Here is a 23,568-nt window from a genome sequence, read left to right on the forward strand (position 1 = left end):
CCGACGGCCCTGGCTGCGGGGTGGTCACGCCGACCGGCGGGTGGGACGACGGGCTCTGGGACTGCGGACTGGACCCCATGACGTACCTCGCGAAGATCGTGCGGACGGACGACCGGGGTCTGGGGTCGCGAGAAACCTACGCTACCCGACCACATCGACTACGGTGGCGGCCCCGGGGAGCAGCCGCGGGCGCCGAGGGACGGGACGGGCGATGGGACTCTCGATCGACGCCGTGCGCGAGGAGCTGGACGCGGCGATGTCCGCGGTGGCGCCGGGTATCGCCGCCGCCGACGAGCTCTGCGCGGCGTGCGTGGGGCTCCTCGAGGTCGACGGTGCAGCCGTGTCCATGGTCTACGACGGCGCGACCCGGGGGACGTTCGGGTCGAGCGGCGCTGCCAGCCGGCGGCTGGACGAATACCAGTTCACCTTCGGTGAGGGGCCCTGCCTCGACGCCGTGGCCCTCGGCGAGGTCGTCCACGCCGCCGATCTCGACGACCCCGGGGAGCACCGGTGGCCCGTGTTCCGCGAGGCTGCGATCGAGGACGGGGTCCGGGGCGTCTTCGCACTGCCGATCATGGTCACGTCGGTGTGCGTGGGAGCCCTCGACCTGTTCCGGGCAGCTCCCGGGCCCCTCCGGGGACTCCACCTGGCAGGCGCGCGGGTCGCCGCCGAGCTCGCCTCGTCCCCGCTGACCACGCTGATCACCGACCTCCCCCGGGAGCTCCCGGGGGAGGTCAGCGATCCCGAGACCTGGCCGGACATGGACCGGATCGAGGTCTACCAGGCCACCGGCATGCTGATCGCCCAGCTCGACGTCGACGCCGACGAGGCCCTCCTGCGCCTGCGGGCACACGCGGTCTCCACGGGCCAGACCGCCAGCCAGGTGGCGTGGGGCATCCTCGAGGGGCGACTGCGTCTCGAACGCGACGACCACGGCGGTGCCGGAAGGGGAGACCGATGACCGAGGACGGCGACACCCTCGCGCGGGAGCGCGACATCATCCAGGCCTTCCTGGACCTCTCCAACGAGCTCGTCGACGACTACGACGTGGTGGAGATGCTCTCGCGGCTGACCACCAACTGCGCCGAGATCCTCGACATCGGCTCCGCGGGCCTGCTCCTGGCCGACGACCGCGGTCTGCTGCACCTGGTGGCCTCGTCGTCGGAGCGGACCCAGCTCCTGGAGCTCTTCCAGCTGCAGCGGGAGCAAGGACCCTGCCTGGACTGCTTCCGCGACGGGCGCACCGTGGTCGCACCGGACCTCGCGACCCTCGAGGAGCGATGGCCCCAGTTCGCGGAGGCCGCGCGCACGGTCGGCTTCGCCTCCGTCCACGCCCTCCCCATGCGGCTGCGCAACAGCGTGCTGGGGACGCTCGGGCTCTTCGGCGAGGCCGACGGTCGGCTGGACGACGAGGACCTGGCCCTCGCCCAGGCCCTGGTCCACGTGGCCAGCGTGGCGCTGGTCAACCAGAAGGCGGCGGCCGACCGGACGATGGTCAACGAGCAGCTCCAGCACGCGCTCACCAGCCGGATCGTGGTCGAGCAGGCCAAGGGAGTCGTGGCGCACACGGGGGGGATGGACATGGACGTCGCCTTCGACGTCCTCCGGCACTACGCGCGTGCTCACGGACGCAAGCTCACCGAGGTCGCCTCCGAGGTGGTGCGGCGCACGCTCTCGGGCGAGGAGCTGCTCCGGCACGCCAGGGAGCCCGAGCGCCCCTGATCCCGGGCAGGTCAGAGCGGCCGCTTGAGCCCGGTGTGGGAGGCGGCGTAGCCGAGCCGCTCGTAGAACGCGTGCGCCTGCTGTCGCTCCACGTCGGTCGTCAGCTGGGCGAGCGTGCAGCCGCGGGCGCGGCCGTGGTCGTGGGCCCACTCGAGCATTGCCGTGCCGAGGCCGCGACCCCGCTCGGTCGACGCGATCCGGACGGCCTCGACCTGGAGCCGGGTCGTGCCGCCCCGCGACAGGCCCGGCATCACCGTCAGCTGCATCGTCCCGACGAGCCGGTCGTCCTCGTCGCGGACGGCGGCGAGGTAGTCGAGCGGGTTGCGCGCGATGGCGTCGTACGCCGCCTCGTAGCGCGGCAGGTCGTCGATCTCCCGCGTCCGGCCGATCTCGTCGTCGGCGAGCAGCGCGACGAGCGCCGGGACGTCCTCACGGGTGGCGCGCTCGATTCGGTAGAGCCGGTCGCCGAGGCGGAGCCGGCCGTCGGCGCCGGTCCGGGCCTCGGCGCGGAGCCGGTCGACCAGCGTGTCGAGCCAGCCGCCGACGTGGCGCCGGGCCTCGTCGGTGTCGGGGTAGCGGCAGCGCAGGTGGAGGCCCGACTCGTCGAGGACGAACCAGAGCATCACGCCGTCGGTCAGCACCGCGGCGCCGACGTACTGCGCCTCGAGGCCGGTCGCGTCGACGCGCACCGGCAGCCGGCGGAGGTCGAGCCACGAGATCGCGAACATGCCGGGCGCCTCGGGCATCCCGCCCCACGGCTCGAGGACGTCGGCGAGCGGCCACGACCCGAGCTGGACGGCCTCCTTGACCGCGGCCGCGCTCGCGCGCGGGTCGGGGTCGACCGACTCGATGACCGAGTTGGTGATGAACCAGCCGACCGAGTCGTGCCACGTCGCGTCGTAGCGACTGTGGACCGGGAACACCGCGCGCAGCGGCTGGTCGGCGAGGTCGCGGGTCACGGCCGTCATCGCCGCGACGACCAGCGCGAGCGTCGAGACTCCCTCCTCCCGGGCGCGGACGGCGAAGGCGGCGCTGGCGTCGACGTCGAGCACGTCGCGAACCTCGACCCGCTCGCGCACCAGCGTCGAGCCCTCCCCCAGCGGCAGGTCGAGGGGGAGGGGGAACCGCGGCATCACGTCGCCGCAGGCCTCGAGCACCTCGGCCCAGCGGCGGCGGACGTCGTCGGGGGCGAGCGGCCGGTCGCGGAGTGCCTCCGTGTGGTCGGCGAACGGGGGCGCCGGCGGGAGGGTCGGGGTGCGGCCCGCACGCCGGTCGGCCAGGGCCGTCAGCAGGTCGCGGACGATGACGAGCATCGACCACAGGTCGACGTGGGAGTGGTCGGCGGCGACGACGACGGTCGGGCCGTCGGCGGTCTCGAGCAGGCAGAGCCGGTGGGAGGGTCGGGAGCAGGGCGTGCAGTGGGTGTCGAGGACCTGGCGGAGCGCGTCGTTGACGGCCTGGCCGGGCTCGACGGTGTGCTCGACCCAGGTGCCGGGACCGACCTCGACCTCGTGGAGGCGCGGCTCGCCGTCGACCTCGGTGAATGCCGACCGGAGCGTCCCGTGGCGCTCGACGACCGCCAGCCAGGCGGCCGCCAGGTCGTCGGGGTCGACGCGCGTCGGCAGCCGGAACGACAGCGCCATCCAGGAGCCGGGCCGCTCGCCGACGGCGACGTGGCGGCGCTGGTCGAACGAGACGGGGAGTTCCGCGCCGGGCTGGCCCACCGTGACGTCGTACCCGAGCAGGCGCCCGAAGGGGAGTCGCAGGTGGGCGACGTTGGTGAGCCGCACGTCCGTACTCTAGGGCTGTGCCGTCCTTCGACGTCCCCGGTGCCGTCCTCGACGTCGAGCTGAGCGACGAAGGCGGCCATCCCGTGGTCCAGCTCCACGGCCTGACCTCGAGCCGTCGGCGCGACCGGGTCCTCGACCTCGACCTCGGGCGCGGGCTGTCGGGCACCCGCCTGCTGCGCTACGACGCGCGCGGGCACGGCCGCTCGACCGGGCGGGAGGTGCCCGAGGACTACCGCTGGGACGTGCTCGCCGACGACCTGCTGCGGCTGCTGGAGGCGTGGTTCCCGGGCGAGCCGGTGCACGGCGTCGGGCCGTCGATGGGGTGCGGCACGCTCCTCCACGCGGCGATCCGGGAGCCGGAGCGCTTCGCCGGGCTGACGCTGCTGGTGCCGCCGACGGCGTGGGAGACCCGGGTCGCGAAGGCGGAGGACTACCGGCGCGCCGCCGCGGTGGTCGAGGAGCTCGGGATGGCGGCGTTCGTCGAGGCCGGACGGATGGTCGCGCCGCCGCCGGCCACGGTCGGCGTTCCCGAGACCGTGCCGGACGTCGCCGACTGGCTGCTGCCGACGTTGCTCCGGGGAGCCGCGCTCACCGACCTGCCCTCGAAACGGTCCCTGGCGATGCTCGACCTGCCGGTGCTCGTCCTCGCCTGGACCGAGGACGCCTCCCACCCGCTCTCGACCGCCGAGGCCATCGTCGAGACGGTCCCCGGCGCCCGGCTCGAGGTCGCCACCACCCTCACCGACGTCCACACCTGGCCCTCCCGCCTCCACGACGAGGTCGCCGCCCACGGCTGAGGGCTCACCCCCCGCTGCGGGTCGCGGCGCGCTGGCTGACGATGTTGACCGCCACCACGAGCACGACGTACCAGACCAGGGTGCTGCCGTGGACGTCCGTGGCGAGCGCGCCGAGCAGGACCGGCACCACGACGCCGGCGACGAGGCGGCCGGTGATGCGCACCCACTGCCGGTCGCGGGAGGCGACCTGGGCGACCACGCCGAGCAGGAAGTAGATCGCCACGCCGCCGCACAGCAGCCAGCGCTGGTCGGACCCCAGCGGCTCTGCACCGTGCTCGACGACGCCGGCCAGTGCGACGGCGACGCAGGCGACGGTCGCCGTGACCGCCGCGTGGATGACGAGGCTGGCGCGCGCGCCGAGCACCCCCGCCCGCAGGTGCGGGACACCGGCGTGGCCGTGGAGCAGCGAGAGCCAGAACATGCCGCAGAGCAGCACGAACGACGACAGGCCTGCGCGCAGGAGGTCGCGGTCGAACTCGACCTCCCACGACGTCCGCACCACCTGCACGACTCCCTCGCCGAGCACGATGATGACGAACAGGCCGAGCCGTTCCGCGAGGTGACCGGCGTCGAACTCGGTGCGCTGGATCGCGAAGCCGGCGACGCGCTCGGGGTCGCGGCGGCGTACCTGCTCGAGACGGTCGTCGAGGCTCTTGAGCGCGTCGTCGGCGGAGTAGACGAGCAGCATGAACAGGTCGAGGCCGATGCCGAGCACCCACAGCCAGACCTGCCACGGCGGGTCGACCCAGATCGACACCACCCACGGCAGCACGCCGAGCGCGTGCTGGGCGACGGGGAAGTCGACGACGACCTGGCCGCGCTCCCAGGCGTTGGCACCGAGCACGCGGGTCGCGACGTAGGCCACGACGAAAGCGGTGACGGCGTGCTCCTCGTGGCCCTCGTGGAGCACGGTGTGGACGAGTCCCGGGACGCTCGCGGCCATCACTCCCAGCCCGAGCATCCCGACGAGCAGGCGCAGCAGCCGGGTCTCGCCGGCGGCCACGTTGCCGTAGAGCATGAACGAGGTCCACGAGAGCCAGAAGGCCAGGAAGAGGACGGCGTAGAGCCCCAGCGTCGGGGCGTCGACGCCGCCCTCGAGCACGTGGGCGAGGGCCGCGACGCCGACGACGACGACGAGGTCGAAGAACAGCTCGGCCCAGCTCGCGTGGCGCTCGACCTCGGCCTCCGCCGTCTCCTGGCTCACGCGCCGAGCGTACGGCGGGGCGCGGTCGGGTCGGGTCAGGCGGCGGCCCTGCTCCGCTCGGTCGCGACGACGTCGTCGAGGAGGTCGGTCCACGGGGTGGGGGCGAGCCCGAGCTCGCGCCGGGCGTCGGAGTCGTCGAGCACGTAGGGGCGGGTGTGCTGGTACATCACGTCGGCCATCGCGCGCATCTGGCCGTTGCCCAGGCCGGCTGACCGGATCGCCCAGGCCGGCACCCCGAGGATGCGCGGCACGGGGACGCCCGCCCGCTCGGCCACGTCGGCGACGACGCGGCGCAGAGGCCGCGGCTCGTTGCTGGGGACGTGCCACGCGCGGCCGTGGTGACGCTCGTCGGTGGCGACGGCGACGAGGGTCCGGGCGGTGTCGTCGGTGCCGGTCCAGGTGTGGGGCTGGTCGGGGTCGCCCACCACCATGGCGGTCCGGCCGGCGAGGGCTGCCCGGGCGGCGAGGTTCGCGTGGGCGTAGGCGCCGCCACCGAGGTAGTCGCTGGCGCGCACCTCGACCGAGCGGACCCGGCCGGCCTCGTGGGCGGCGAAGGCGTCGGCCGACATCCCGGCGCGCACCCGGCCGCCGGTGAACGTGGCGGCCTGCGGCAGGTCCTCGGAGATGGGCCCGTCGACGGGACCGTAGCCGTAGAGGTTGCCGACGGTCGCGAGCACGGCGCCGGTGCGCTCGGCGGTCGTGAGCAGGCTGGCGGCGAGCGGCGGCCAGATCTCGGCCCAGCGGTGGTAGTCGCGCGGGTTCGCCGCGTTGTAGAGGACGGCGGCGCCCGCCGCCACGGTGCTGAGCGCGTCGGCGTCGCCCGCGTCGAGGGCGAGGTGCCGGACCCCGTCGCGGCTCTCGCCGCCCGAGCGGGTGACGACGGTGACCTCGTGGCCGTCGGCGGTGAGACGGGCGGTGAGGGCGGTGCCGATCGGGCCGGACCCGACGATGACGTGGTGGTTCACGGGAGCTCCTGGATGACTGGTGATCGCTATGGAGAGCAGTGCTCTTGTGTCGACGGTACGCCCACCGCTCGCCCTACGCAAGAGCAGTGCTCTCATTTGTGGTCTACTGGTCACATGAGCACCGCCGACGACGTCCGACGCCGCGCCCGCGCCGACATGAGGCAGGCGATCGTCGACGCGGCACGCGCCCGGCTCGCGACCGAGGGGCCGGCCCAGCTCAGCCTGCGGGCGGTCGCGCGCGACGTCGGCATGGTGTCCTCGGCCGTCTACCGCTACGTCGCCAGCCGTGACGCCCTGCTCACGGCGCTCATCGTCGAGGGCTACGACGCGCTCGGGGCCGCTGCGGAGGACGCGGAGGCAGCCGTCGACGACGCGGATCTCCGTGGACGCTGGCACGCGCTGTGCCTCGGCGCGCGGAACTGGGCGCACCAGCACCCGCAGGAGTGGGCGCTGCTGTTCGGCTCCCCGGTCCCCGGCTATGCGGCGCCGCAGGACACCGTCGACCCGGCCGCCCGGATCCCGCGGCGGATGGTCGCCCTGCTCCACGACGCGGTCGCCGGCGGCGTACGACTGCCGGAGCGGGAGCTGCCGGCCGCGCTGACCGCGTCGATCGCACCGGTGCAGGAGTTCTTCGGTGAGGAGCTGCCCGGCGAGGCCGTCGTGCGCGGGCTGATGGCCTGGACTCAGCTCACCGGCGCGATCTCCCACGAGCTGTTCGGGCACCGCCACGGCGCCGTCGACCCCCACGAGGTCTTCTTCGCCGCCGAGATGGACCGGATGGCCGACCTCGTCGGACTCCCCTGAGCGGTTACGCCGTGAGCGGAACGGGTGGGCGGCGGGCGCCGTCCCGGCCTACCGTCGGTGCCATGGGCGAGGTGGTGCGGTTCCCGACGGCGGTCCCCGACGAGCCGGAGCCGCTGTGGCGCGAGCTCGTCGGCGAGCGGCTGCGCTCCGAGCGGCTCGACCGTGAGGAGCGGCTGGTCGACGTCGCGGAGCGGGCGGGCGTGTCGACGCAGTACCTCTCCGAGGTCGAGCGCGGCCTCAAGGACCCCTCCTCGGAGATGCTCCAGGCCATCACCGGCGCGCTCGGGCTGACCGTGCGGCAGCTGGTCGTCCGGACGGCGCGGCCCTCCGGCCCGCTGGCCCTGGCGGCGTGACGGTTTCCCCGGTCGACCGGGGAAACCGACCACCCTCACCCCGCGTACGCCGCGCGCTGGGAGCTGAGGACCGCGTCGACGATCCCGTAGTCGACGGCAGCCGCGGCCGGGAGGACGAGGTCGCGGTCGGTGTCCTCCCGGACCTGCTCGGCCGAGCGTCCGGTGTGGTGGGCGAGGAGCTCCTCGAGCAGCAGCCGGACCCGCGCGATCTCCTCGGCCTCGACGATCAGGTCGGGGATCGAGCCGCGCCCCTGGGTCGCCGGCTGGTGGAGCACGACCCGGCCGTGCGGGAGGATCGACCGGTGGCCCGGCTCGCCGCCGGCGAGCAGCACCGCGGCCGTCCACGCGGCCTGGCCGACGCACGTCGTGTGCACGGGCGCCGCGACGAACTGCATCGCGTCGTAGACCGCGAGCATCGCCGAGATCGAGCCGCCGGGGGAGTTCACGTAGAGGCTGATCGGGGCCTCGCTGTTCTCCGACGTCAGGTGGATCAGCTGGGCGATCACGGCGTTGGCGACGCCGTCGTCGAGCTCGGTGCCGAGGTAGACGATCCGGTCTGCGAGGAGTCGCGAGTAGAGGTCGACCGTCCGCTCGCCGCGCGGGGTCTGCTGCACGACGTAGGGCAGGGTGTAGGAGCTCATGCTGAGACCCCCAGCCCGAGGCCGCGCCGGTGGGTGGGCGTCACGTCCTCGACGGCGCTGATGACCTTGTCGACGAACCCGTAGTCGAGCGCCTGCTCGGCGCTGAACCACCGGTCGCGCCGGGAGTCGCGCTCGACCGTCTCGCGCGGTTGGCCGGTGTGCTCGGCGACCAGGCCGAGGACGGTGTCGCGCGTCTGGCGCAGGTCGTCGGCCTGGATCTCGATGTCGACGGCCGTGCCGCCGATCCCGGCGGAGCCCTGGTGGAGCAGGACCCGGGCGTGGGGCAGCGCGAACCGCTTGCCCGGCGTCCCCGCGGAGAGCAGGAACTGGCCGGCGCTCGCGGCCATCCCCATCGCGACCGTGCTGACGTCGTTGGGCAGCAGCCGCATCACGTCGTGGATCGCGAGCATCGCCGACACGGAGCCGCCGGGGGAGTTGATCCAGAGGCTGATGTCGGACCGTGGGTCCTCCGCCGACAGCAGCAGCAGCTGGTGCATCAGCCGGTTGCCGTTCGCCTCCTCCAGCGCCTCGCCCAGCACGATGATGCGCTGGTGCATGAGTCGGTGGACGAGCTCGTCCTCGATGCGCCCGTGGGCCCCGTCGATGTTCCAGTCGGTGGTCATGCGGTCGAGCCTGCCCGCGGCGTACGCCGGGGCGAAGGGCGTGCTGCCGGGAGCGGATCTGCTCCCAGCGGAGTCAGCCGGCCTGGGGGACCACGAGGACGGGGCTCTCGGCGTGCTCGAGGACGCGGGTGGCGTTGACGTGGGTGAGGTGGCGGACCAGCGAGTCGACCGGGTGGCGGCCGACGACGACGAGGTCGGGCGGGCGCGGCCATGCGGCCAGGGTGTCGGCGGGATCACCCACGCGCACCGCGGCGTGCACGGGGACGCCGGGGGCGCGGCCGCGGAGCGGCGCCAGGTCGTCCTCGAGCGCCGCGAGCACCTCGTCGTGGAGCGCGGAGTGGGGGACGCACCGCACGACCGTCACGCCGAGACCGCGCTCGGCGGCGATCTCGATCGCCCTGGCCACCACCGGGACGGAGGTCGGCGTGCCGTCGCACAGGACCACCACGCCGTCGTGCACGCGGCCCGGGTGTCCCGGGCGGGTGATGACGACGGGTGAGCTCGCGTGCCGGGTGACGTGGGCGCCGACGGACCCGAGCACGGCACTGCCGACGGTCCCGCGGCCGCGGGAGCCGAGCACGACCATGGACGCGTCGCGCGAGAGGTCGACGAGGGTGCGTCGTACGTCGCCGTGGACGACGTGGGGGTGGACCGCGAGGTCGGGGTGGCGACGCGAGATCCGGTCGGTGGCCTCCTCGACGATCAGGCGCCCGGTGGCCATCAACCGCTCGAACGGGGTCGGCAGCACCCACACCACCCCGGACCACGCGGTGGCCTCGACCGCGGTGTCGTCCACCGTGTGGACGACGACGAGCGGGAGACCCTCGAGGTCGGCGTGCTCGGCCGCCCACTCGGCGGCGTGGAGCGAGGAGTCGGTGCCGTCGACCCCGACGACGACCGCGGCGCGCGGGACCTCGGGACTGCTGGTGGTGCTGGTGGTGCCGGTCATGTCCTCAGCGTCGTCCTCATCCTCTGCCGACCAGCAGGGTCCCGAGCCCTCGACCGGTCAGGACGTTGGTCCCGAATCTTTAACTTGTCGACCATTCAATATGTGAACGAGGCTGGGCGCACGCCGAGTTGCAGGATCCTGTCGACGCGGTCCAGACCGGCCGCGGCATGGCTGATCCAGAGGACCGTCCGCGCGCCCGGCTCGTCGAGGACCTCACGTGCCAGCGCGGCCGCCGTCGGGTGGTCGAGGTGGGCGGTCGGCTCGTCGAGCACCAGGACCGCGTGGTCGGCCAGCAGCGAGCGCGCCACCCCGATCCGCGCCCGCTCGCCGCCCGACACAGCCGCGTGACCGTCGCCGAGCCAGGTGTGCAGGCCGTCGGGGAGGGTCGCGACCCAGTCGCCGAGCCGCGCGCGGCGCAGCGCGTCGAGCACCTCGTCGTCGCTCGCGTCGGGCCGCGCCAGCCGCACGTTCTCGGCCAGGGTCGAGGCGAAGACGTGGGGCGCGTCGTCGACCAGGCCGACGCGGCGGCGTATGTCCTCCGGATCGAGCAGCCGGCCGGGCACCCCGTCGACCCGGACCGTCCCGGCGACCGGGTCGAGGAAGCGCATCAGCAGGGCCGCCACCGTGCTCTTGCCCGATCCCGACGGACCGACGAGGGCCACCCGGTCGCCGGGGGCCAGGGACAGCGACACCTCGGCCGTGGCGGGGGCGTGAGCGTTCCACCGGGCGGTGACCCCGTCGAGCTCGGCGACCGGTCCGGAGCCGGGGGCGGGCAGGGCGGCACCACCCGGGGGTACGGCGGGGGCCTGGGCGAGCAGCGCAGCGAGCCGGCTCCGAGCGGCGGTGGTCCGTGCGGCGAGCGCGCCCGCGTCGGCGAGCGGGAGGGCGACGTCGGCGAGCGCGAGCGGCAGCAGCACGAGCAGCGCGGCGACCGGAGCGCTGAGGTCACCGGCCGAGACCGCGGCGCCGGCGACGACCGCGGACGCGGCCATCCCGGCGGCGCTCGCGAGCAGCACGAGCGCGCGCCCCGCGGCGGTGCCGGCAGCCCCTCGCGTGCCGGCACCGCCCACGGCCCGTCCGAGCGCCGAGACCCGCTCGACGGTCGGGGAGTCCGCCTGCCACACGCGCAGCTCGTCGGCGAGCTGCACCGCCTCGACCACGGCCGCCGAGAGGTCGGCCCGGTGGCGGACCAGGCGCCGTTCCGCGCGACCCGCGGCGAGCCTGGCCACCGCCCAGGCGCCGCCGCCGGCGACGAGGCAGAAGCCCGCGACCACGGCGGCCGCCGCCGGGAGCAGGAGCGCCGCGACCGTGGTCGCGAGCAGCGCCACCAGCGCGAACGACCGCGCCGGCATCCTGACCCGGAGCTCCTCGTCCAGCCCGGCGTCGACGTCGTCGACCACCGCCGCCAGCGCGTCCCCCCGCCGTACGCCGAGGCGTGCGGGCACCAGGGGCACGAGCGCGTCCCAGACCGCGACGCGACGGGTGACCAGCTCGCGCAGCGCGGCGTCGTGGGACCAGATCCGCTCGACGTAGCGGAGGACCGGGCGGGCCAGGCCGAAGGTGCGGACCCCCACGACCGCGACCAGCATCGTCAGCACCGCGGGGTGGGTCGAGGCCTGCACGATCAGCCAGCCGGCGGTGGCGGTCAGCGCCACGCCCGACGCGGAGGCGAGGGCACCGACGACGGTGGCCGCCGGGAGCAGCCGCCGGTCGCCGGGTGCGGTCGTCCACGGCTCCGCGGCGGCCGCCGTCCGGGGGGACGGGGTCACGACCGCGGGCTGGACCGGCGCGGGAGCAGCGAGGGTCACGACGTGGTCGGCGAGCTCGACGAGCGCCGGGCGGTGGGCCACGAGGACGACGGCCGAGCGGCGGCCGAGGTCGGCCACGACGTCGGCGACGACCTGCTCGGTGAGGTCGTCGAGGTGGGCGGTCGGCTCGTCGAGCAGGACCCACGGCCGGTCGGCGACCAGGACCCGGGCGAGGGCGAGCCGTGCCCGCTCGCCGGCCGAGAAACCGGTCCCGGTCGCGGTGCCCTCCTCCGAGACCGTCGCGGACAGCCCGCCGGGCGCGGCGAGCACGCGCTCCTCGAGCGCGACCTCCCGCAGCGCCGACCACAGCTCGGCGTCGCTGGCGGCTGGCCGGCCCAGCCGGAGGTTGTCGGCGACGCTCCCCGCGAGCAGCACGGGCTGCTGGGGCAGCAGCGCCACCTCCTCCTGCCACGCGCGGCCCCGTGCCGGGCAGCCGTCGGCCCCGGTGACCGAGCCGGAGGAGGGGGCGAGCAGTCCGGCGACGACGGAGAGCAGCGTGGTCTTGCCGCAGCCCGACGGCCCCACGACGGCGGTCACGCCGCGCTCGGGCAGGACCAGCGAGACGTCCTCGAGCGCGGGCGCGATCCGTCCCGGGTGGACCACGGTGACGTGGTCGACGACGAGGTCCTGGCCCGGCGCGGGTGCCGAACCGACGTCGTCCGGCGACTCGTCGAGGAGGGCGAGCACCCCCTCGAAGGTCGCGGTCCCCTCGGCGGCGGCGTGGAACTCCGCACCCACCCGGCGCAGCGGCCAGTAGGCCTCGGGGGCGAGGAGCAGCACGAAGAGCGCGGTGCGCAGGTCGAGCCCGCCCTCGGCGAGCCGGACCCCGACCGTCACGGCGACCAGCGCGACGGAGAGGGTCGCGACCAGCTCGAGGACCGCCGACGACGCGAAGGCCAGCCGCAGGGTGTCGAGCGAGGCGCGGCGGTAGCGCTCGCTGGCGTCGGCGATCCGCGCCGACTGGGCCCGCGCGCGGCGGTGGGCGACGAGCGTCGGCAGGCCGCGGACGACGTCGAGGAAGTGGCCCGAGAGCACCGCGAGCTGCCGCCACTGGCGGGCGGCCCGGTCGCGGGTGGCGAGGCCGACGAGCGCGCCGAAGACCGGCACGAGCGGCAGCGTCGCGAGCACGATCGCCGCGCTCAGCAGGTCCTGGGTCGCGATCAGCACGACCGTCAGCGGCGGCAGCAGCGCCGCGAGCACGAGGGCCGGCAGGTAGCGGGTCACGTAGGGCTCCGTCGCCGCGACCCCGCGGGTGAGCAGCAGCGACGTCGCCCCGTCGGCCGCGCCGGACCGGCCGCGCCGCAGCACGACCGCGAGCACCCGTGCCCGCAGCGACACCGCCAGTCGTGTGGCGGCCCGCCCGGCGGCGTACTCGCCGAGGATCGTGAGCAACGCCCGGATCCCGAGCAGGACGGCGGTGGCCAGCGCCCACGGGCCGACGGGGGTGCCGTCCACGACCGCGACCACCATCCCGGTGACGGTCCAGGCCTGCGCGAGGACCAGGAGCGCGCCGCCCACCCCCGCAGCGACGACGCCGAGGAGCGGTCGTCGTGCGGTGGTGAGCAGCGGTCGCAGCCGCGGGTCGGCCGGCCTCATGCCTGCGGGGCCGGCTCGGGCGCTGCTGCGGGCTCGGGGATGTGGTGGGTCGCGATGCGCTTGCGGAAGACCCAGTAGGTCCAGCCCTGGTAGAGCAGGACGACCGGGGTGAAGACGACCGCGACGACGGTCATGATCCCGAGCGTGTAGGACGTGGCCGCGGCGTTCGTTGTCGTCAGCCCGACCCCGTCGGCCAGCGACGTCGGCATCACGTCCGGGAAGAGCGCGAGGAACAGGCCGGCGACACCGGCCGCGATGGCGGCGAAGGTGCCGAGGAACGCCCATCCCTCGCGCCGCACCAGGGCCGCGCCCAGGCCTGCGAGCAGCGTCGCCGCCGCCACCACGAAGGCGACCGCCGAGGCGAGCGTGCCGGTCGTGGCCTGGGTCCAGCCGAGGAAGACGACCGCGAGCACCGCGGCCACCGCGCCGAGCCGGACGGCGAGCGCGCCCGCGCGCTCCCGCACCGGACCGTCGGTCTTGAGCGCGAGGAACATCGCGCCGTGGGTGAGGAAGAGGCTCAGGGTGGTGAGCCCGCCCACGAGGGCGTAGGGGTTGAGCAGGTTGAAGAACCCGCCGACGTACTCCATGTCGGCGTCGATCGGCACCCCGCGCAGGATGTTGGCGAAGGCGACGCCCCACAGCAGCGCCGGGACGAACGAGCCGACGACGATCGCGACGTCCCAGCGCGCCCGCCAGGTGTCGTCGTCGCGCTTCGCGCGGTACTCGAACGCCAGCCCGCGGACGATGAGGGCGAGCAGGATCAGCAGCAGCGGCAGGTAGAAGCCGCTGAAGAGGGTCGCGTACCACTCGGGGAAGGCCGCGAACGTCGCGCCGCCGGCGACCAGCAGCCACACCTCGTTGCCGTCCCAGACCGGGCCGATCGTGTTGAGCAGGACCCGGCGCTCGCGGTCGTCCTTCGCGAGCACCGGCAGCAGCATGCCGACGCCGAAGTCGAAGCCCTCGAGGGTGAAGTAGCCGATCCAGAGGACGGCGATCAGCGTGAACCAGACGGTGGTCAGCTCCATGGTGGCGCCTTCCTCAGTAGGCGACGGCCAGCGGCCGGTCGTCGGAGTGGGGTGCGGACGGGTCGTGGTCGGGGTCGATCGGCTCGGCGCCGCGGACGACGTAGGTCAGCAGCAGCTTCACCTCGACGACCGCGAGCAGCCCGTAGACGAGCGTGAGGAGGACCAGGGACGTCGTGACCTCGAAGGTGCTGACCGTCGGCGACACCGCGCGGTCGGTCGTCATCAGCCCGAAGACGGCCCACGGCTGTCGGCCGACCTCGGTGAAGATCCAGCCGAAGGAGTTGGCGAACAGCGGCAGGAACGGCAGCGACGCCGCCGCCGCCATGATCGCCCGGCCCTGCGGCACCCGACCTCCGCGGGTGGCCCAGAGGATCCAGGCACCCACGACCATCGCGACCAGGCCCAGGCCCATCATCAGCCGGAACGTCCAGTAGGTCAGCGGGATCACCGGCGTGTAGCCGCCGGCCGAGTAGTAGGCCTCGCCGGGGTCCTGGCCGTACGTCGCGACGTACTGCTCGCGCAGCTCGTCGATGCCGACGACCTCGCCGTCCGTGGTGCCGGTCGCGAGGAAGCTGAGCAGACCGGGGATCTTGATCGAGAAGGTCTCGCGGCTGCCGTCGAGCGTGCCGATCGTCAGGACCGAGAAGTCGGCCGGCGCCTCCGTCTCCCAGAGCGCCTCGGCCGCCGCCATCTTCATCGGCTGGACCTCGGTCATGATCTTGCCCTGGACGTCACCGGTCGCGACCACGCCGGCGCCGCTGACGAGCAGCAGCACCGCTCCGGTGCGCACCGCCCGCCGGTAGACGGGCAGGTCGCGCTCGGCGTGCTCGGTCCGGTGGACGCGGCGCAGCTGCCAGAAGCCGACGCCGACGACGAACGCGGCCGCGGTCATGTAGGCGGAGAGGACGACGTGGGGGAAGGTCACCAGCTGGACCTTGTTGAGCAGCACCGCCGCGAAGTCGTTCATCTCGGCGCGGCCGGTCTCGGGGTTGTAGTCGAAGCCGACCGGGTGCTGCATCCACGAGTTGGCCGCGAGGATGAAGTAGGCCGAGAACAGGGTGCCGACGTGGACGAGGACCATGCAGGCCGCGTGGAGCTTCGCCGGGATCCGGTCCCAGCCGAAGATCCAGAGGCCGAGGAACGTCGACTCGAGGAAGAAGGCGAGCAGCCCCTCGACCGCGAGCGGGGCGCCGAAGACGTCACCGACGAAGCGGGAGTAGTCGCTCCAGTTCATGCCGAACTGGAACTCCTGCACGATCCCGGTCACGACGCCGATCGCGAAGTTGATCAGGAACAGCTTCCCGAAGAACTTCGTCAGCCGCAGCCACGCGGTGTTGCGGGTGCGGAGCCACGCGATCTCGTAGCCGGCGACCATGGCCGAGAGGCCGATCGTGATCGGCACGAAGAGGAAGTGGTAGACGGTCGTGATGGCGAACTGCCATCGCGCGATGTCGGTGGGGTCCACGGGGTCTCCTGCGGCTCGGACGTGTCGTCGCGAGCCACGCTAGGAATCCGCGGCCTCCGTGTGGACGGGCCGCCGGGCCCCGGTCCGTGGGACCAAGGTCCCGAGGTGGGGTTGCGAGGCGCCGTAGTCCCGAACGGAACCGTCGTTCCGCGATCCTTCGGCGAACGGTTTCGTTCGGGACTACCGACCCGGCGGGCCGGACAAGGGAACGGCGGCCGGTCGGAGCGTGTCCGACCGGCCGCCGTCGCGCCGGGGAGGGTCAGGCCCCGACGAGTGCCTCCTCCTGGCGGGCGGTCTCCCGGGACTTGCGCTCCTGGGCCACGGCCCAGACGATCCCCGAGATCCACGCCACCGCGATGACCGCGGCGAGGAGGCCGACCGTGACGCCGGTGGCCCCGAGGGCCTCGGCGATGGTCTTGGTGTTGGTCAGGATGATCAGGCCGCCGGCTGCGACACCGAGGACGCGGGCGGGCATGTGCTTCACGAGCCAGGCGGCGATCGGCGCGGCGATCACTCCACCCACGAGGAGTGCGCCGGCGTAGCCCCACAGGATGCCCTGGCTGCCGAGGCCGATGAGGAAGCCGAGCGAGCCGCCGACGGCGACCACGAACTCGGAGGTGTCGATCGAGCCGACGACCTTGCGGGGCTCGAGCCGGCCCGAGCTCAGCAGGGTGGTGGTGCCGACGGGGCCCCAGCCGCCGCCGCCGATGGAGTCGAGCGTGCCGCCGACCAGGCCCATCGGGACCAGGAACTTCGCGCCGGGACGCGACTTGAAGGTGGGGCGGCGACCGCCGAGGACCAGGAAGCGGTAGACGACGTAGATGCCGAGGGCGAGCAGGATGCCGGCGACCCAGGGCTTGGCCGTGTCGGCCGGCAGGCTCGACAGGAAGGTGGCACCGGCGAAGGCGCCGACGAAGCCGGGGGCCGCGAGGATGCTGACGGTCTTCCAGTCGACGTTGCCGAGCTTGTGGTGGGAGAAGCCGGAGACCAGCGAGGTCCCGATCTCGGAGAAGTGGACGGCGGCGGAGGCGGCGGCCGGGGCGATGCCGGCGGCCAGCAGCAGCGTGGACGAGGTGACGCCGTACGCCATGCCGAGCGAGCCGTCGACCAGCTGGGCGAGGAGGCCCACGGCCGCGAGGACGAGGAGCTTGCGCATGTCAATGACCCTTTTCTTGATCTGACCCGTTATTCCTATCGAACAACTAGAGATTAAGCAGTTTGGCGGAGGGTCGTCAACTCTCGGTGCGGCATGTCGCCCGGATGGGGTACGCCGCCACCGGCCGACAGGGGAGGATGTCGGTCATGGGTGGACTGAGCGACTGGCTCGAGGGACTGAGCACCCTCCAGGTGCTGCTGCTGGTGCTGGCCGTTGTCTTCGGGACGTCGGTCGCCGCAGCGCTCCTCGGAGCGGTGCTGGTCCGGATGGGGATGCACCGACCGAAGGTCGTCGAGCGCGCCTCCGGGCTCTCGGAGAAGGCGCTGACCCTGGTCAAGCGGCCGCTGACGATCGTCGTGCTCGACGAGGTCGCCGCGGTGCTCCAGGCCGGCCACTACACGCGCAACATCTCCGACGCGCTCAAGGAGAACCACGACGAGCTCAAGGCGCTGGTGGCCGAGAAGGTCAAGCAGGACCCCAGCGTCCGCCTGATCGGCCGGCTCCCCGGCTACGACACGATCGTGAGCCAGGTCTCCGAGACCACGCTCCGGGTCCTCATCGAGATGCTCGACGACCCGCGGACCGACGAGCTGATCAGCGACCTGCTGCGCAACAACATCGAGCAGATCAAGGAGGCCGTGCGCGAGCGCGCCCACGAGGAGGTCGGACCTCCCAGGCCTGCGGACCCGATCCCGCCGCGGCTGCGCTGACCCTCAGCCGCGTGCGTCGATCACCTCGACGACGCGCGCGTGGCGCCGGCGTACGACGTCGCGGTCGGCCTCCTGGGGCACGACCTGCTCCGCCCGCTCGAGCACCAGGTCGGCCTGGCGGCGCACGGGCTCGCGCTGGTCGTCGTCGGTCAGGCACGGCACCAGGCGTTCGAGCGCCTCGAGCAGGTGGACGTAGACCACGACGTGGTAGTCCGCCGACTGCCGGACCTGGTCGAAGCAGACCCCGACCATCATCGAGAAGGTCAGCGGGTCGCCGTGGACGAGCCGGGCGCGGCCGTCGGCGTCGCAGAGCACGTCGGGTGGCAGCCTCCGCTCCGCGAGCCGGCAGAGCGCGGCGCCGAGGTGGTCGGTGCAGGCGCAGGCGGTGATCGGGTCGTTGATCGCGGGGGAGAGCGAGCGCACCGCGACCTCGACGAGCTGCTTGACCGGGAACTCCGCGTCCTGCCCGCGCGTACGCCGGGGGCCGGTCGTGAAGCAGTCGGCGATCTCGTCCTTCAGGTCGTCGGACATGTCGGCAGCCGCGGACCCGTCACCCGACCAGGCCATGGCGACGGGGGTGTGGCCGACGACGAACTTCCCCGGGCGGACGAGCATCCTCAGCAGCAGGTCGTGCTCGCGACCGAGCTCGACGAGGTCCTCGACGTCGACGAGCTGGAGGTAGCCAGTCGTCACCGCGTTGATGGGCGTGCCGTCGCCCTGGACCTCGGGACACTCCCCGCCCGGCTCGACGCCGTCGGCGTCCGCGGGGTCGGGGAACAGCTCGTCCATCGACCGGCCGACGTCGCGCGCGATCAGGCCGACGAGGTTCATCGCCTGGATGGTCGTGGCGATGTGGTGGACGAAGACGATCAGCATCACCACGGCACCCGCGGTCAGCAGGAGGGCGACGAGCACCGAGATCCGCGGCAGCGACTCGACCGAGTTGCCGGTCCGGCGCAGGACGATGACGGCGAACGTGAAGACCGCGACGAACGAGCCCAGCGCCGCCTGGTTGACCCGGGAGCGGACGAAGTTGGTGAGGATGCGCGGTCCGAACTGGGTGCTGGCCAGCTGCATCGCGACGATCGTCACCGAGAGCACCGTCGCGCCGACCGTGATCATCGACGCCGCCACGGTGGTCAGGACGTTCTGGGCGCCCGTCGGGCCGCCGGTGGTCAGCAGCCCGCCGAGGGTGCCGTCGTAGTTGTCGTCGATCCACAGCGTGAGCGTGGCCAGCGCGACGGCGACGACGCACATGCCGAGCGGCAGGAACCAGAAGCCTGCGCGCAGGCGTTCGGACAGGCTCTGGCTCTTGTTGTGCACGGGGGCTCCTTCACGGGGGTGGTGCGTCACCGAACGGTACGGTGCGAGCGACCGGCCCGCGACCGCATCCGTGATGGAGTGACCTCATGAAGCGCCAGCTCCCGAACCACCACGACCTCGCGCCGCTGCTCCGGTTCAAGGAGCCCACCTGGTCGGCCAGGGAACGGCGGCTCGCGAAGGCGCTGACGGTCGAGGACCTGCGTCGGATCGCGAAGCGGCGTACGCCGAAGGCGGCCTTCGACTACACCGACGGAGCGGCCGACGGCGAGGTGTCGCTCGCCCGGGCCCGGGAGGCCTTCGGCGACGTGGAGTTCCGTCCGGCGATCCTGCGCGACGTCTCCGACGTCGACACCACCCGCGAGGTGCTCGGCCGACGGGTCTCGCTGCCGTTCGGGATCGCGCCGACCGGGTTCACGCGGATGATGCAGGCCGAGGGCGAGGTCGCCGGTGCGACCGCCGCAGCCGCGGCAGGGATCCCCTTCGCGCTGTCCACGATGGGGACGACCTCGATCGAGGACGTGGCCGCGGCGGCGCCGGGCGGACGCCACTGGTTCCAGCTCTACATGTGGAAGGACCGCGACCGATCGATGGCGCTGGTCGACCGCGCCGCGCAGGCCGGCTACGACACGTTGCTCGTCACCGTCGACGTGCCGGTCGCCGGGGCGCGGCTGCGCGACGTGCGCAACGGGATGACGATCCCGCCGACCCTCACGCCCCGGACCGTCGCCAACGCGATCCCGCGGCCGGCGTGGTGGTTCAACTTCCTCACCACCGAGCCGCTCGCCTTCGCCTCCCTCGACGCGTGGTCGGGGACGGTCGCCGAGCTGCTGGACACGATGTTCGACCCGACCGTCACCTACGACGACCTCGCGTGGATCAAGGAGCAGTGGCCCGGCAAGGTCGTGGTCAAGGGCGTCCAGACCGTCGACGACGCACGCCGCTGCGCCGACCTCGGCGTCGATGCCGTGCTGCTGTCCAACCACGGTGGTCGCCAGCTCGACCGCGCGCCGGTGCCGTTCCACCTGCTGCCGGAGGTCGTCGCCGCGGTCGGCGACCGGATCGAGGTCCACCTCGACACCGGGATCATGTCCGGTCAGGACATCGTGGCCGCCGTCGCCCACGGCGCCCACTTCACGCTCGTCGGACGGGCCTACCTCTATGGCCTGATGGCCGGGGGCCGCGAGGGGGTCGACCGCGTCATCGACATCCTCCGCGGCCAGGTCGAGCGCACCATGAAGCTGCTCGGGGTCCGCACCCTCGACGAGCTCACCCCCGACCACGTCGTCCAGCTGCAGCGGCTGGAGCCGCGCGCCCGGTGAGCCTGACCGCCGCGCCGGACTCCCGGGTCGCCGCGCGCCAGCTGCTGCTGGTGTCGGTGGTCCAGGTGCTGGCCGTCTCGACGTGGTTCGCCGCGTCCGCAGCCGCACCGGCGTTGCGGTCGGAGTGGGAGATCGGACGGGTCGGCGAGGCGCTGCTGACGATCGGGGTGCAGCTCGGGTTCGTGGTCGGTGCCCTGGCCTCGGCCGCCACCAACCTGCCGGACAGGTTCTCGCCGCCGCGGCTGATGGGGCTCGGCGCGGCCGTCGCCTCGCTCGCGACACTGGCGACCGCCCTGGTCGTCGACGGACCGGTCGCGGCCGTCGTCCTGCGGCTGGTCACCGGGGTCGCGCTCGCGCTGGTCTACCCGGTCGGGATGAAGATCGTCGTCAGCTGGTTCGCCGACCGGCGTGGGCTGGCGGTGTCGGTGATGGTCGGCGCGCTGACCCTCGGCAGCATCTTCCCGCAGCTGGTGGCGGGGTCGCTGGGGCCGGCGTGGCGGACGGCGCTCGTCGTCACCGCGGTCCTGGCCGGCGTCGCCGCCCTGCTGCAGCGGTGGATCGTGGTCGGGCCGCTGGTCACGCGCTCCGACGGCTTCCACCCCGGGGTGGTGATCGAGGTCTGGCGCGACCGGGCGCCGCGGCTGGCCAACCTCGGCTACCTCGGCCACATGTGGGAGCTCTACGCCGTGTGGGCCTGGGCGCCCGCCTTCCTCGCCGCCAGCCTGGCCGCGAACGGGACGCCCGCCTCCCGCTCGACGGTCGGGCTCGTCGTCTTCGCCGCCTTCGGCCTCGGCGGGCTCGGCGGCTGCCTGCTCGCCGGCTGGGCCGGTGATCGCTGGGGGCGGGCCCGGGCCGCGGCGGGTGCGATGGTGGTCAGCGGGCTCTGCTGCCTCACCGCCGCGGCGGCGTACGGCTCGGGGCTGGGGGTGCTCGTGCCGCTGCTGGTCGTGTGGGGCGCCTCGGTGATCGCCGACTCCGCGATGTTCTCGGCCTGCCTCGGCACCGTCGTCGACCAGCGCTGGGTCGGCACCGCGCTGACGCTCCAGACCGCGCTCGGGTTCCTGCTGACCGTCGTGACGATCCAGGGCGTGCCGGTCGTCGCCGAGGCCTGGGGCTGGCCGGTCGCGGTCGCCCTGCTGGCCGTCGGGCCGCTGCTGGGGTCGATCGCGATGGTCCGCCTCACCCCTCTGCTGCCTGCGCGCGGCTAGGTGCAGGAATCCCCTGATGGCCGGGGATTCCTGCACTTGTCAGGGGTTGCAGCCCCTGACAAGTGCCAGATTTCCCTGACCAGTCCGTCGGAATCCCCTGATGGCCGGTGAATCCTGCACCCCCTCAGGCGTCGTCGAGGGCGGCGGCGACCCGGCGGTGGGCCTCCCAGATCTCCTCGGGGAGGCCGGTGAACTGCTGGAGGTGCTCCTCGCGGAAGCCCATCTCCTGGCGCCACCGCTCGACGTCGACGTCGAGGAGGGTGTCGAGCTCGGCCGGGTCGACCTCGCAGCCGTCGAGGGCGAGCTCCTCCTTCAGCGGCAGGATGCCGACCGGCGTCGCGCGGCCGGTCACCTCGCCGTTGCGGAGCTGGAGCAGCCACAGCAGCGGCCGCAGGTTGTCGCGGTAGCCGGGCCAGAGGTAGTGGCCGTCGTCGGGGTGCTTCTGGAACCAGTTGACGTGGGCGAAGATCGGCTGGTCGGTCGCGGCGCCGACGATCCGCAGCCAGTGGGCGGCGTAGTCGCCCTCGGCGTAGGACATGAACGGCCGCATCGACATCGGGTCGTAGCGGAGGATGCCCTCCTTGCCGTCGGCCGCCGCGGTCGCCTCCGCCCCCAGCGTGAGGCCGTCGTAGACGCCCTCGGCGAGGTCGGTGATCGCGCGGACCAGCGGCTCGCGGTCGGAGGTGCGGCCGCCGAAGATGATCGCGTCGATCGGGACGCCGGCGGGGTCCTCGAAGTCGTCGGCAACGTTCGGGACGTTGGCGAGCGTCGTCGTGAACCGGCTGTTGGGGTGGGCCCACGGCGAGTCGTCGCGCGTCGACCGGTCGGAGATCTTTTCGCCCTTCCAGTCGTGCCAGCCGGCGGTGTCGACGGGCGGGGTCTTCGTCTTCCCCTCCCACCAGACCTCGTGGGTGTTCTCGTTCCACGCGACGTTGGTGAACAGCACCTCGGTGCCCTCGTCGATGGACCTCAGCGCCGTCGGGTTGGTCTTCTCGTTGGTGTCCTTGGCGACACCGAAGACCCCGAACTCCGGGTTCATGCCGTAGAGCCGGCCGTCGTCGGGGTTGACCCACAGCCAGGCGATGTCGTCGCCGTAGAACGAGACGTGGTAGCGATCGCCGAGGGAGTCGGGCGCGAGCATCATCGCGAGGTTCGTCTTGCCCGACGCGCTCGGGAAGCCGCCGCAGACGTGGTACTTCCGGCCGGTCTCCTTGTCGGTGATCCCGATGAGCATGAACTGCTCGGAGAGGAACTCGCGGCTCGCCCACCCGTCGTAGGCCGCCTGCCGGAGGCCGTGGGCGATCTTGCCGAGCAGGGCGTTGCCGCCGTAGGAGCTGCCGAAGTGGAGGATCGTCCGCTCGTCGGCGACGGTGACGAAGTAGCGCCGGTCGTCCGGGGTGCCCTGGCCGAGGTGCTCGAGGTCGCCGGTCACGTGGACGGCGCGCACGAAGTGGTCGGGCTCCTCGAGGTCGTTGATCAGGGAGATGCCGACCCGCGCCATCCGGATCATGTGGAGCACCACGGTGCGGTTGTCGGTCAGCTCCACGCCCGCGGCGTACTTCTCCAGCGGCGAGCCGGGGGGAGACATCAGGTAGGGGATGACGTACATCGTCTTGCCCTCGAGCTGGCCGGCCATCAGGCCCTCCAGCTTGGGCTTCATCTCGTCGGAGTGGCGCCAGTTGTTGTAGACGCCGGCGTCCGACTCCCGCGAGGTGGCCACGATCGTCCGCTCCTCGGAGCGGGCGGTGTCCTTGTAGTAGGAGCGCGAGTAGTAGCGGCCCTCGCCGGCGGGCAGGATCTCGCCGGCCTCGAGCGCCTCCTGGACCAGGCGCGCGTCGTCGGCGGCACTGACCACCTCGACCCGCGAGGCGCCGGTGACTCCGGCCCAGTGGCGCACGTAGTCGCGCACGGCTCCGTTGGTCAGTCCGGCCTCGTCGAGCGCCGCGTCCGCCACAAGCGTCTGGTCCGTCACGGTCCCGCCTCTCCCTGGGGTCTGCGTGGGAGGCAACCTACACAAGCCGCGACGGCGCCGTCCGCTCACCCGTACGGGGCTGTCCGCTCAGGGGACGAGGTGCAAGATTGAACCGTCGGGTGCCGAACGTGCCCCGAC

The 23,568-nt window shown here is 73.3% G+C and carries 20 protein-coding genes; 8 read left to right on the forward strand and 12 right to left on the reverse strand.

Going from position 1 to position 23,568, the window contains the following annotated elements; genetic code table 11:
• The first annotated feature begins 211 nt into the window (after positions 1-211).
• Entirely contained in the window at positions 212-961 is a 750-nt protein-coding gene (locus ABD091_RS10605) for a GAF and ANTAR domain-containing protein (protein ID WP_343918156.1), read from the forward strand.
• Positions 958-1,722 (forward strand): GAF and ANTAR domain-containing protein, encoded by a 765-nt coding sequence (locus ABD091_RS10610; protein WP_343918158.1) that lies wholly within the window; start codon positions 958-960, stop codon positions 1,720-1,722. Before ABD091_RS10605 ends, ABD091_RS10610 begins: the two co-directional genes overlap by 4 nt.
• Before the next feature lie 11 nt (positions 1,723-1,733).
• On the opposite strand, the gene ABD091_RS10615 is transcribed toward ABD091_RS10610, so the two are convergent.
• Positions 1,734-3,512 (reverse strand): GNAT family N-acetyltransferase, encoded by a 1,779-nt coding sequence (locus tag ABD091_RS10615; RefSeq protein WP_343918160.1) that lies wholly within the window; start codon positions 3,510-3,512, stop codon positions 1,734-1,736.
• A gap of 17 nt (positions 3,513-3,529) precedes the next feature.
• On the opposite strand from ABD091_RS10615, the gene ABD091_RS10620 reads away from it, so the two are divergent.
• Positions 3,530-4,309 carry an alpha/beta fold hydrolase gene (locus tag ABD091_RS10620; protein WP_343918162.1) on the forward strand — a complete coding sequence of 260 codons (780 nt, stop codon included), beginning with the start codon at positions 3,530-3,532 and terminating at the stop codon, positions 4,307-4,309.
• A 4-nt stretch (positions 4,310-4,313) separates the two neighbouring features.
• On the opposite strand, the gene ABD091_RS10625 is transcribed toward ABD091_RS10620, so the two are convergent.
• Both ABD091_RS10625 and ABD091_RS10630 read right to left on the reverse strand, forming a co-directional pair.
• Positions 4,314-5,513 carry a low temperature requirement protein A gene (locus ABD091_RS10625; protein ID WP_343918164.1) on the reverse strand — a complete coding sequence of 400 codons (1,200 nt, stop codon included), beginning with the start codon at positions 5,511-5,513 and terminating at the stop codon, positions 4,314-4,316.
• A 35-nt stretch (positions 5,514-5,548) separates the two neighbouring features.
• Positions 5,549-6,478, reverse strand: coding sequence for an NAD-dependent epimerase/dehydratase family protein (locus tag ABD091_RS10630; RefSeq protein ID WP_343918166.1), 930 nt, complete (start codon positions 6,476-6,478; stop codon positions 5,549-5,551).
• A 114-nt stretch (positions 6,479-6,592) separates the two neighbouring features.
• Between ABD091_RS10630 and ABD091_RS10635 the strand changes: the two genes are divergently transcribed.
• Both ABD091_RS10635 and ABD091_RS10640 read left to right on the forward strand, forming a co-directional pair.
• The gene (locus ABD091_RS10635) at positions 6,593-7,282 is read left to right on the forward strand and encodes a TetR/AcrR family transcriptional regulator (protein WP_343918168.1); all 690 of its coding nucleotides are present in this window, start codon (positions 6,593-6,595) and stop codon (positions 7,280-7,282) included.
• Positions 7,283-7,344: 62 nt separating this feature from the next.
• On the forward strand, positions 7,345-7,635 hold the full coding sequence (locus ABD091_RS10640) for a helix-turn-helix domain-containing protein (RefSeq protein WP_343918170.1): 291 nt from the start codon (positions 7,345-7,347) through the stop codon (positions 7,633-7,635).
• A gap of 35 nt (positions 7,636-7,670) precedes the next feature.
• On the opposite strand, the gene ABD091_RS10645 is transcribed toward ABD091_RS10640, so the two are convergent.
• The 7 genes from ABD091_RS10645 to ABD091_RS10675 form a co-directional block, all read right to left on the reverse strand.
• Positions 7,671-8,276: a ClpP family protease gene (locus ABD091_RS10645; protein ID WP_343918172.1), complete on the reverse strand. Its 606-nt coding sequence runs from the start codon at positions 8,274-8,276 to the stop codon at positions 7,671-7,673.
• Positions 8,273-8,899: a ClpP family protease gene (locus tag ABD091_RS10650; protein WP_343918174.1), complete on the reverse strand. Its 627-nt coding sequence runs from the start codon at positions 8,897-8,899 to the stop codon at positions 8,273-8,275. Before ABD091_RS10650 ends, ABD091_RS10645 begins: the two co-directional genes overlap by 4 nt.
• A gap of 73 nt (positions 8,900-8,972) precedes the next feature.
• Entirely contained in the window at positions 8,973-9,848 is an 876-nt protein-coding gene (locus ABD091_RS10655; RefSeq protein ID WP_343918176.1) for a universal stress protein, read from the reverse strand.
• Positions 9,849-9,943: 95 nt separating this feature from the next.
• Positions 9,944-13,252, reverse strand: a complete 3,309-nt coding sequence (gene cydD, locus ABD091_RS10660; RefSeq protein ID WP_343918178.1) for a thiol reductant ABC exporter subunit CydD — start codon at positions 13,250-13,252, stop codon at positions 9,944-9,946.
• Positions 13,249-14,277 (reverse strand): cytochrome d ubiquinol oxidase subunit II, encoded by a 1,029-nt coding sequence (cydB, locus tag ABD091_RS10665; protein WP_343918180.1) that lies wholly within the window; start codon positions 14,275-14,277, stop codon positions 13,249-13,251. Before cydB ends, cydD begins: the two co-directional genes overlap by 4 nt.
• 13 nt (positions 14,278-14,290) lie before the next feature.
• Entirely contained in the window at positions 14,291-15,742 is a 1,452-nt protein-coding gene (locus tag ABD091_RS10670) for a cytochrome ubiquinol oxidase subunit I (RefSeq protein WP_343918182.1), read from the reverse strand.
• A gap of 259 nt (positions 15,743-16,001) precedes the next feature.
• Entirely contained in the window at positions 16,002-16,898 is an 897-nt protein-coding gene (locus ABD091_RS10675; protein ID WP_343918184.1) for a sulfite exporter TauE/SafE family protein, read from the reverse strand.
• A gap of 146 nt (positions 16,899-17,044) precedes the next feature.
• On the opposite strand from ABD091_RS10675, the gene ABD091_RS10680 reads away from it, so the two are divergent.
• A complete protein-coding gene (locus tag ABD091_RS10680; protein WP_343918186.1) occupies positions 17,045-17,608 on the forward strand; it encodes a hypothetical protein in 564 nt (187 codons plus the stop codon).
• 3 nt (positions 17,609-17,611) lie between these two features.
• Here ABD091_RS10680 and ABD091_RS10685 read toward each other — a convergent pair whose 3' ends face one another.
• Entirely contained in the window at positions 17,612-18,931 is a 1,320-nt protein-coding gene (locus ABD091_RS10685; protein ID WP_343918188.1) for a DUF2254 domain-containing protein, read from the reverse strand.
• An 86-nt stretch (positions 18,932-19,017) separates the two neighbouring features.
• Between ABD091_RS10685 and ABD091_RS10690 the strand changes: the two genes are divergently transcribed.
• Complete coding sequence (locus ABD091_RS10690; RefSeq protein WP_343918190.1) at positions 19,018-20,250, forward strand: alpha-hydroxy acid oxidase; 1,233 nt, start codon at positions 19,018-19,020, stop codon at positions 20,248-20,250.
• Complete coding sequence (locus tag ABD091_RS10695; protein ID WP_343918192.1) at positions 20,247-21,458, forward strand: MFS transporter; 1,212 nt, start codon at positions 20,247-20,249, stop codon at positions 21,456-21,458. Before ABD091_RS10690 ends, ABD091_RS10695 begins: the two co-directional genes overlap by 4 nt.
• A gap of 124 nt (positions 21,459-21,582) precedes the next feature.
• Here the strand turns inward: ABD091_RS10695 and ABD091_RS10700 are convergent, their stop codons facing one another.
• A complete protein-coding gene (locus ABD091_RS10700) occupies positions 21,583-23,430 on the reverse strand; it encodes a phosphoenolpyruvate carboxykinase (GTP) (protein WP_343918194.1) in 1,848 nt (615 codons plus the stop codon).
• Between the last annotated feature and the right edge of the window lie 138 nt (positions 23,431-23,568).

It is taken from the genome of Nocardioides aestuarii, assembly GCF_039527245.1.
Lineage (GTDB): Bacteria > Actinomycetota > Actinomycetes > Propionibacteriales > Nocardioidaceae > Nocardioides > Nocardioides aestuarii.

Excerpts from the sequence above, each read along its gene's own strand:
- ABD091_RS10610 (WP_343918158.1), top strand. The coding sequence starts at position 958 with ATGACCGAGGACGGCGACACCCTCGCGCGGGAGCGCGACATCATCCAG.
- ABD091_RS10605 (WP_343918156.1), top strand. The coding sequence starts at position 212 with ATGGGACTCTCGATCGACGCCGTGCGCGAGGAGCTGGACGCGGCGATG.
- cydB (WP_343918180.1), bottom strand. The coding sequence starts at position 14,277 with ATGGAGCTGACCACCGTCTGGTTCACGCTGATCGCCGTCCTCTGGATC.
- ABD091_RS10690 (WP_343918190.1), top strand. The coding sequence starts at position 19,018 with ATGAAGCGCCAGCTCCCGAACCACCACGACCTCGCGCCGCTGCTCCGG.
- ABD091_RS10650 (WP_343918174.1), bottom strand. The coding sequence starts at position 8,899 with ATGACCACCGACTGGAACATCGACGGGGCCCACGGGCGCATCGAGGAC.
- ABD091_RS10655 (WP_343918176.1), bottom strand. The coding sequence starts at position 9,848 with ATGACCGGCACCACCAGCACCACCAGCAGTCCCGAGGTCCCGCGCGCC.
- ABD091_RS10645 (WP_343918172.1), bottom strand. The coding sequence starts at position 8,276 with ATGAGCTCCTACACCCTGCCCTACGTCGTGCAGCAGACCCCGCGCGGC.
- ABD091_RS10680 (WP_343918186.1), top strand. The coding sequence starts at position 17,045 with ATGGGTGGACTGAGCGACTGGCTCGAGGGACTGAGCACCCTCCAGGTG.
- ABD091_RS10640 (WP_343918170.1), top strand. The coding sequence starts at position 7,345 with ATGGGCGAGGTGGTGCGGTTCCCGACGGCGGTCCCCGACGAGCCGGAG.
- ABD091_RS10635 (WP_343918168.1), top strand. The coding sequence starts at position 6,593 with ATGAGCACCGCCGACGACGTCCGACGCCGCGCCCGCGCCGACATGAGG.
- cydD (WP_343918178.1), bottom strand. The coding sequence starts at position 13,252 with ATGAGGCCGGCCGACCCGCGGCTGCGACCGCTGCTCACCACCGCACGA.
- ABD091_RS10675 (WP_343918184.1), bottom strand. The coding sequence starts at position 16,898 with ATGCGCAAGCTCCTCGTCCTCGCGGCCGTGGGCCTCCTCGCCCAGCTG.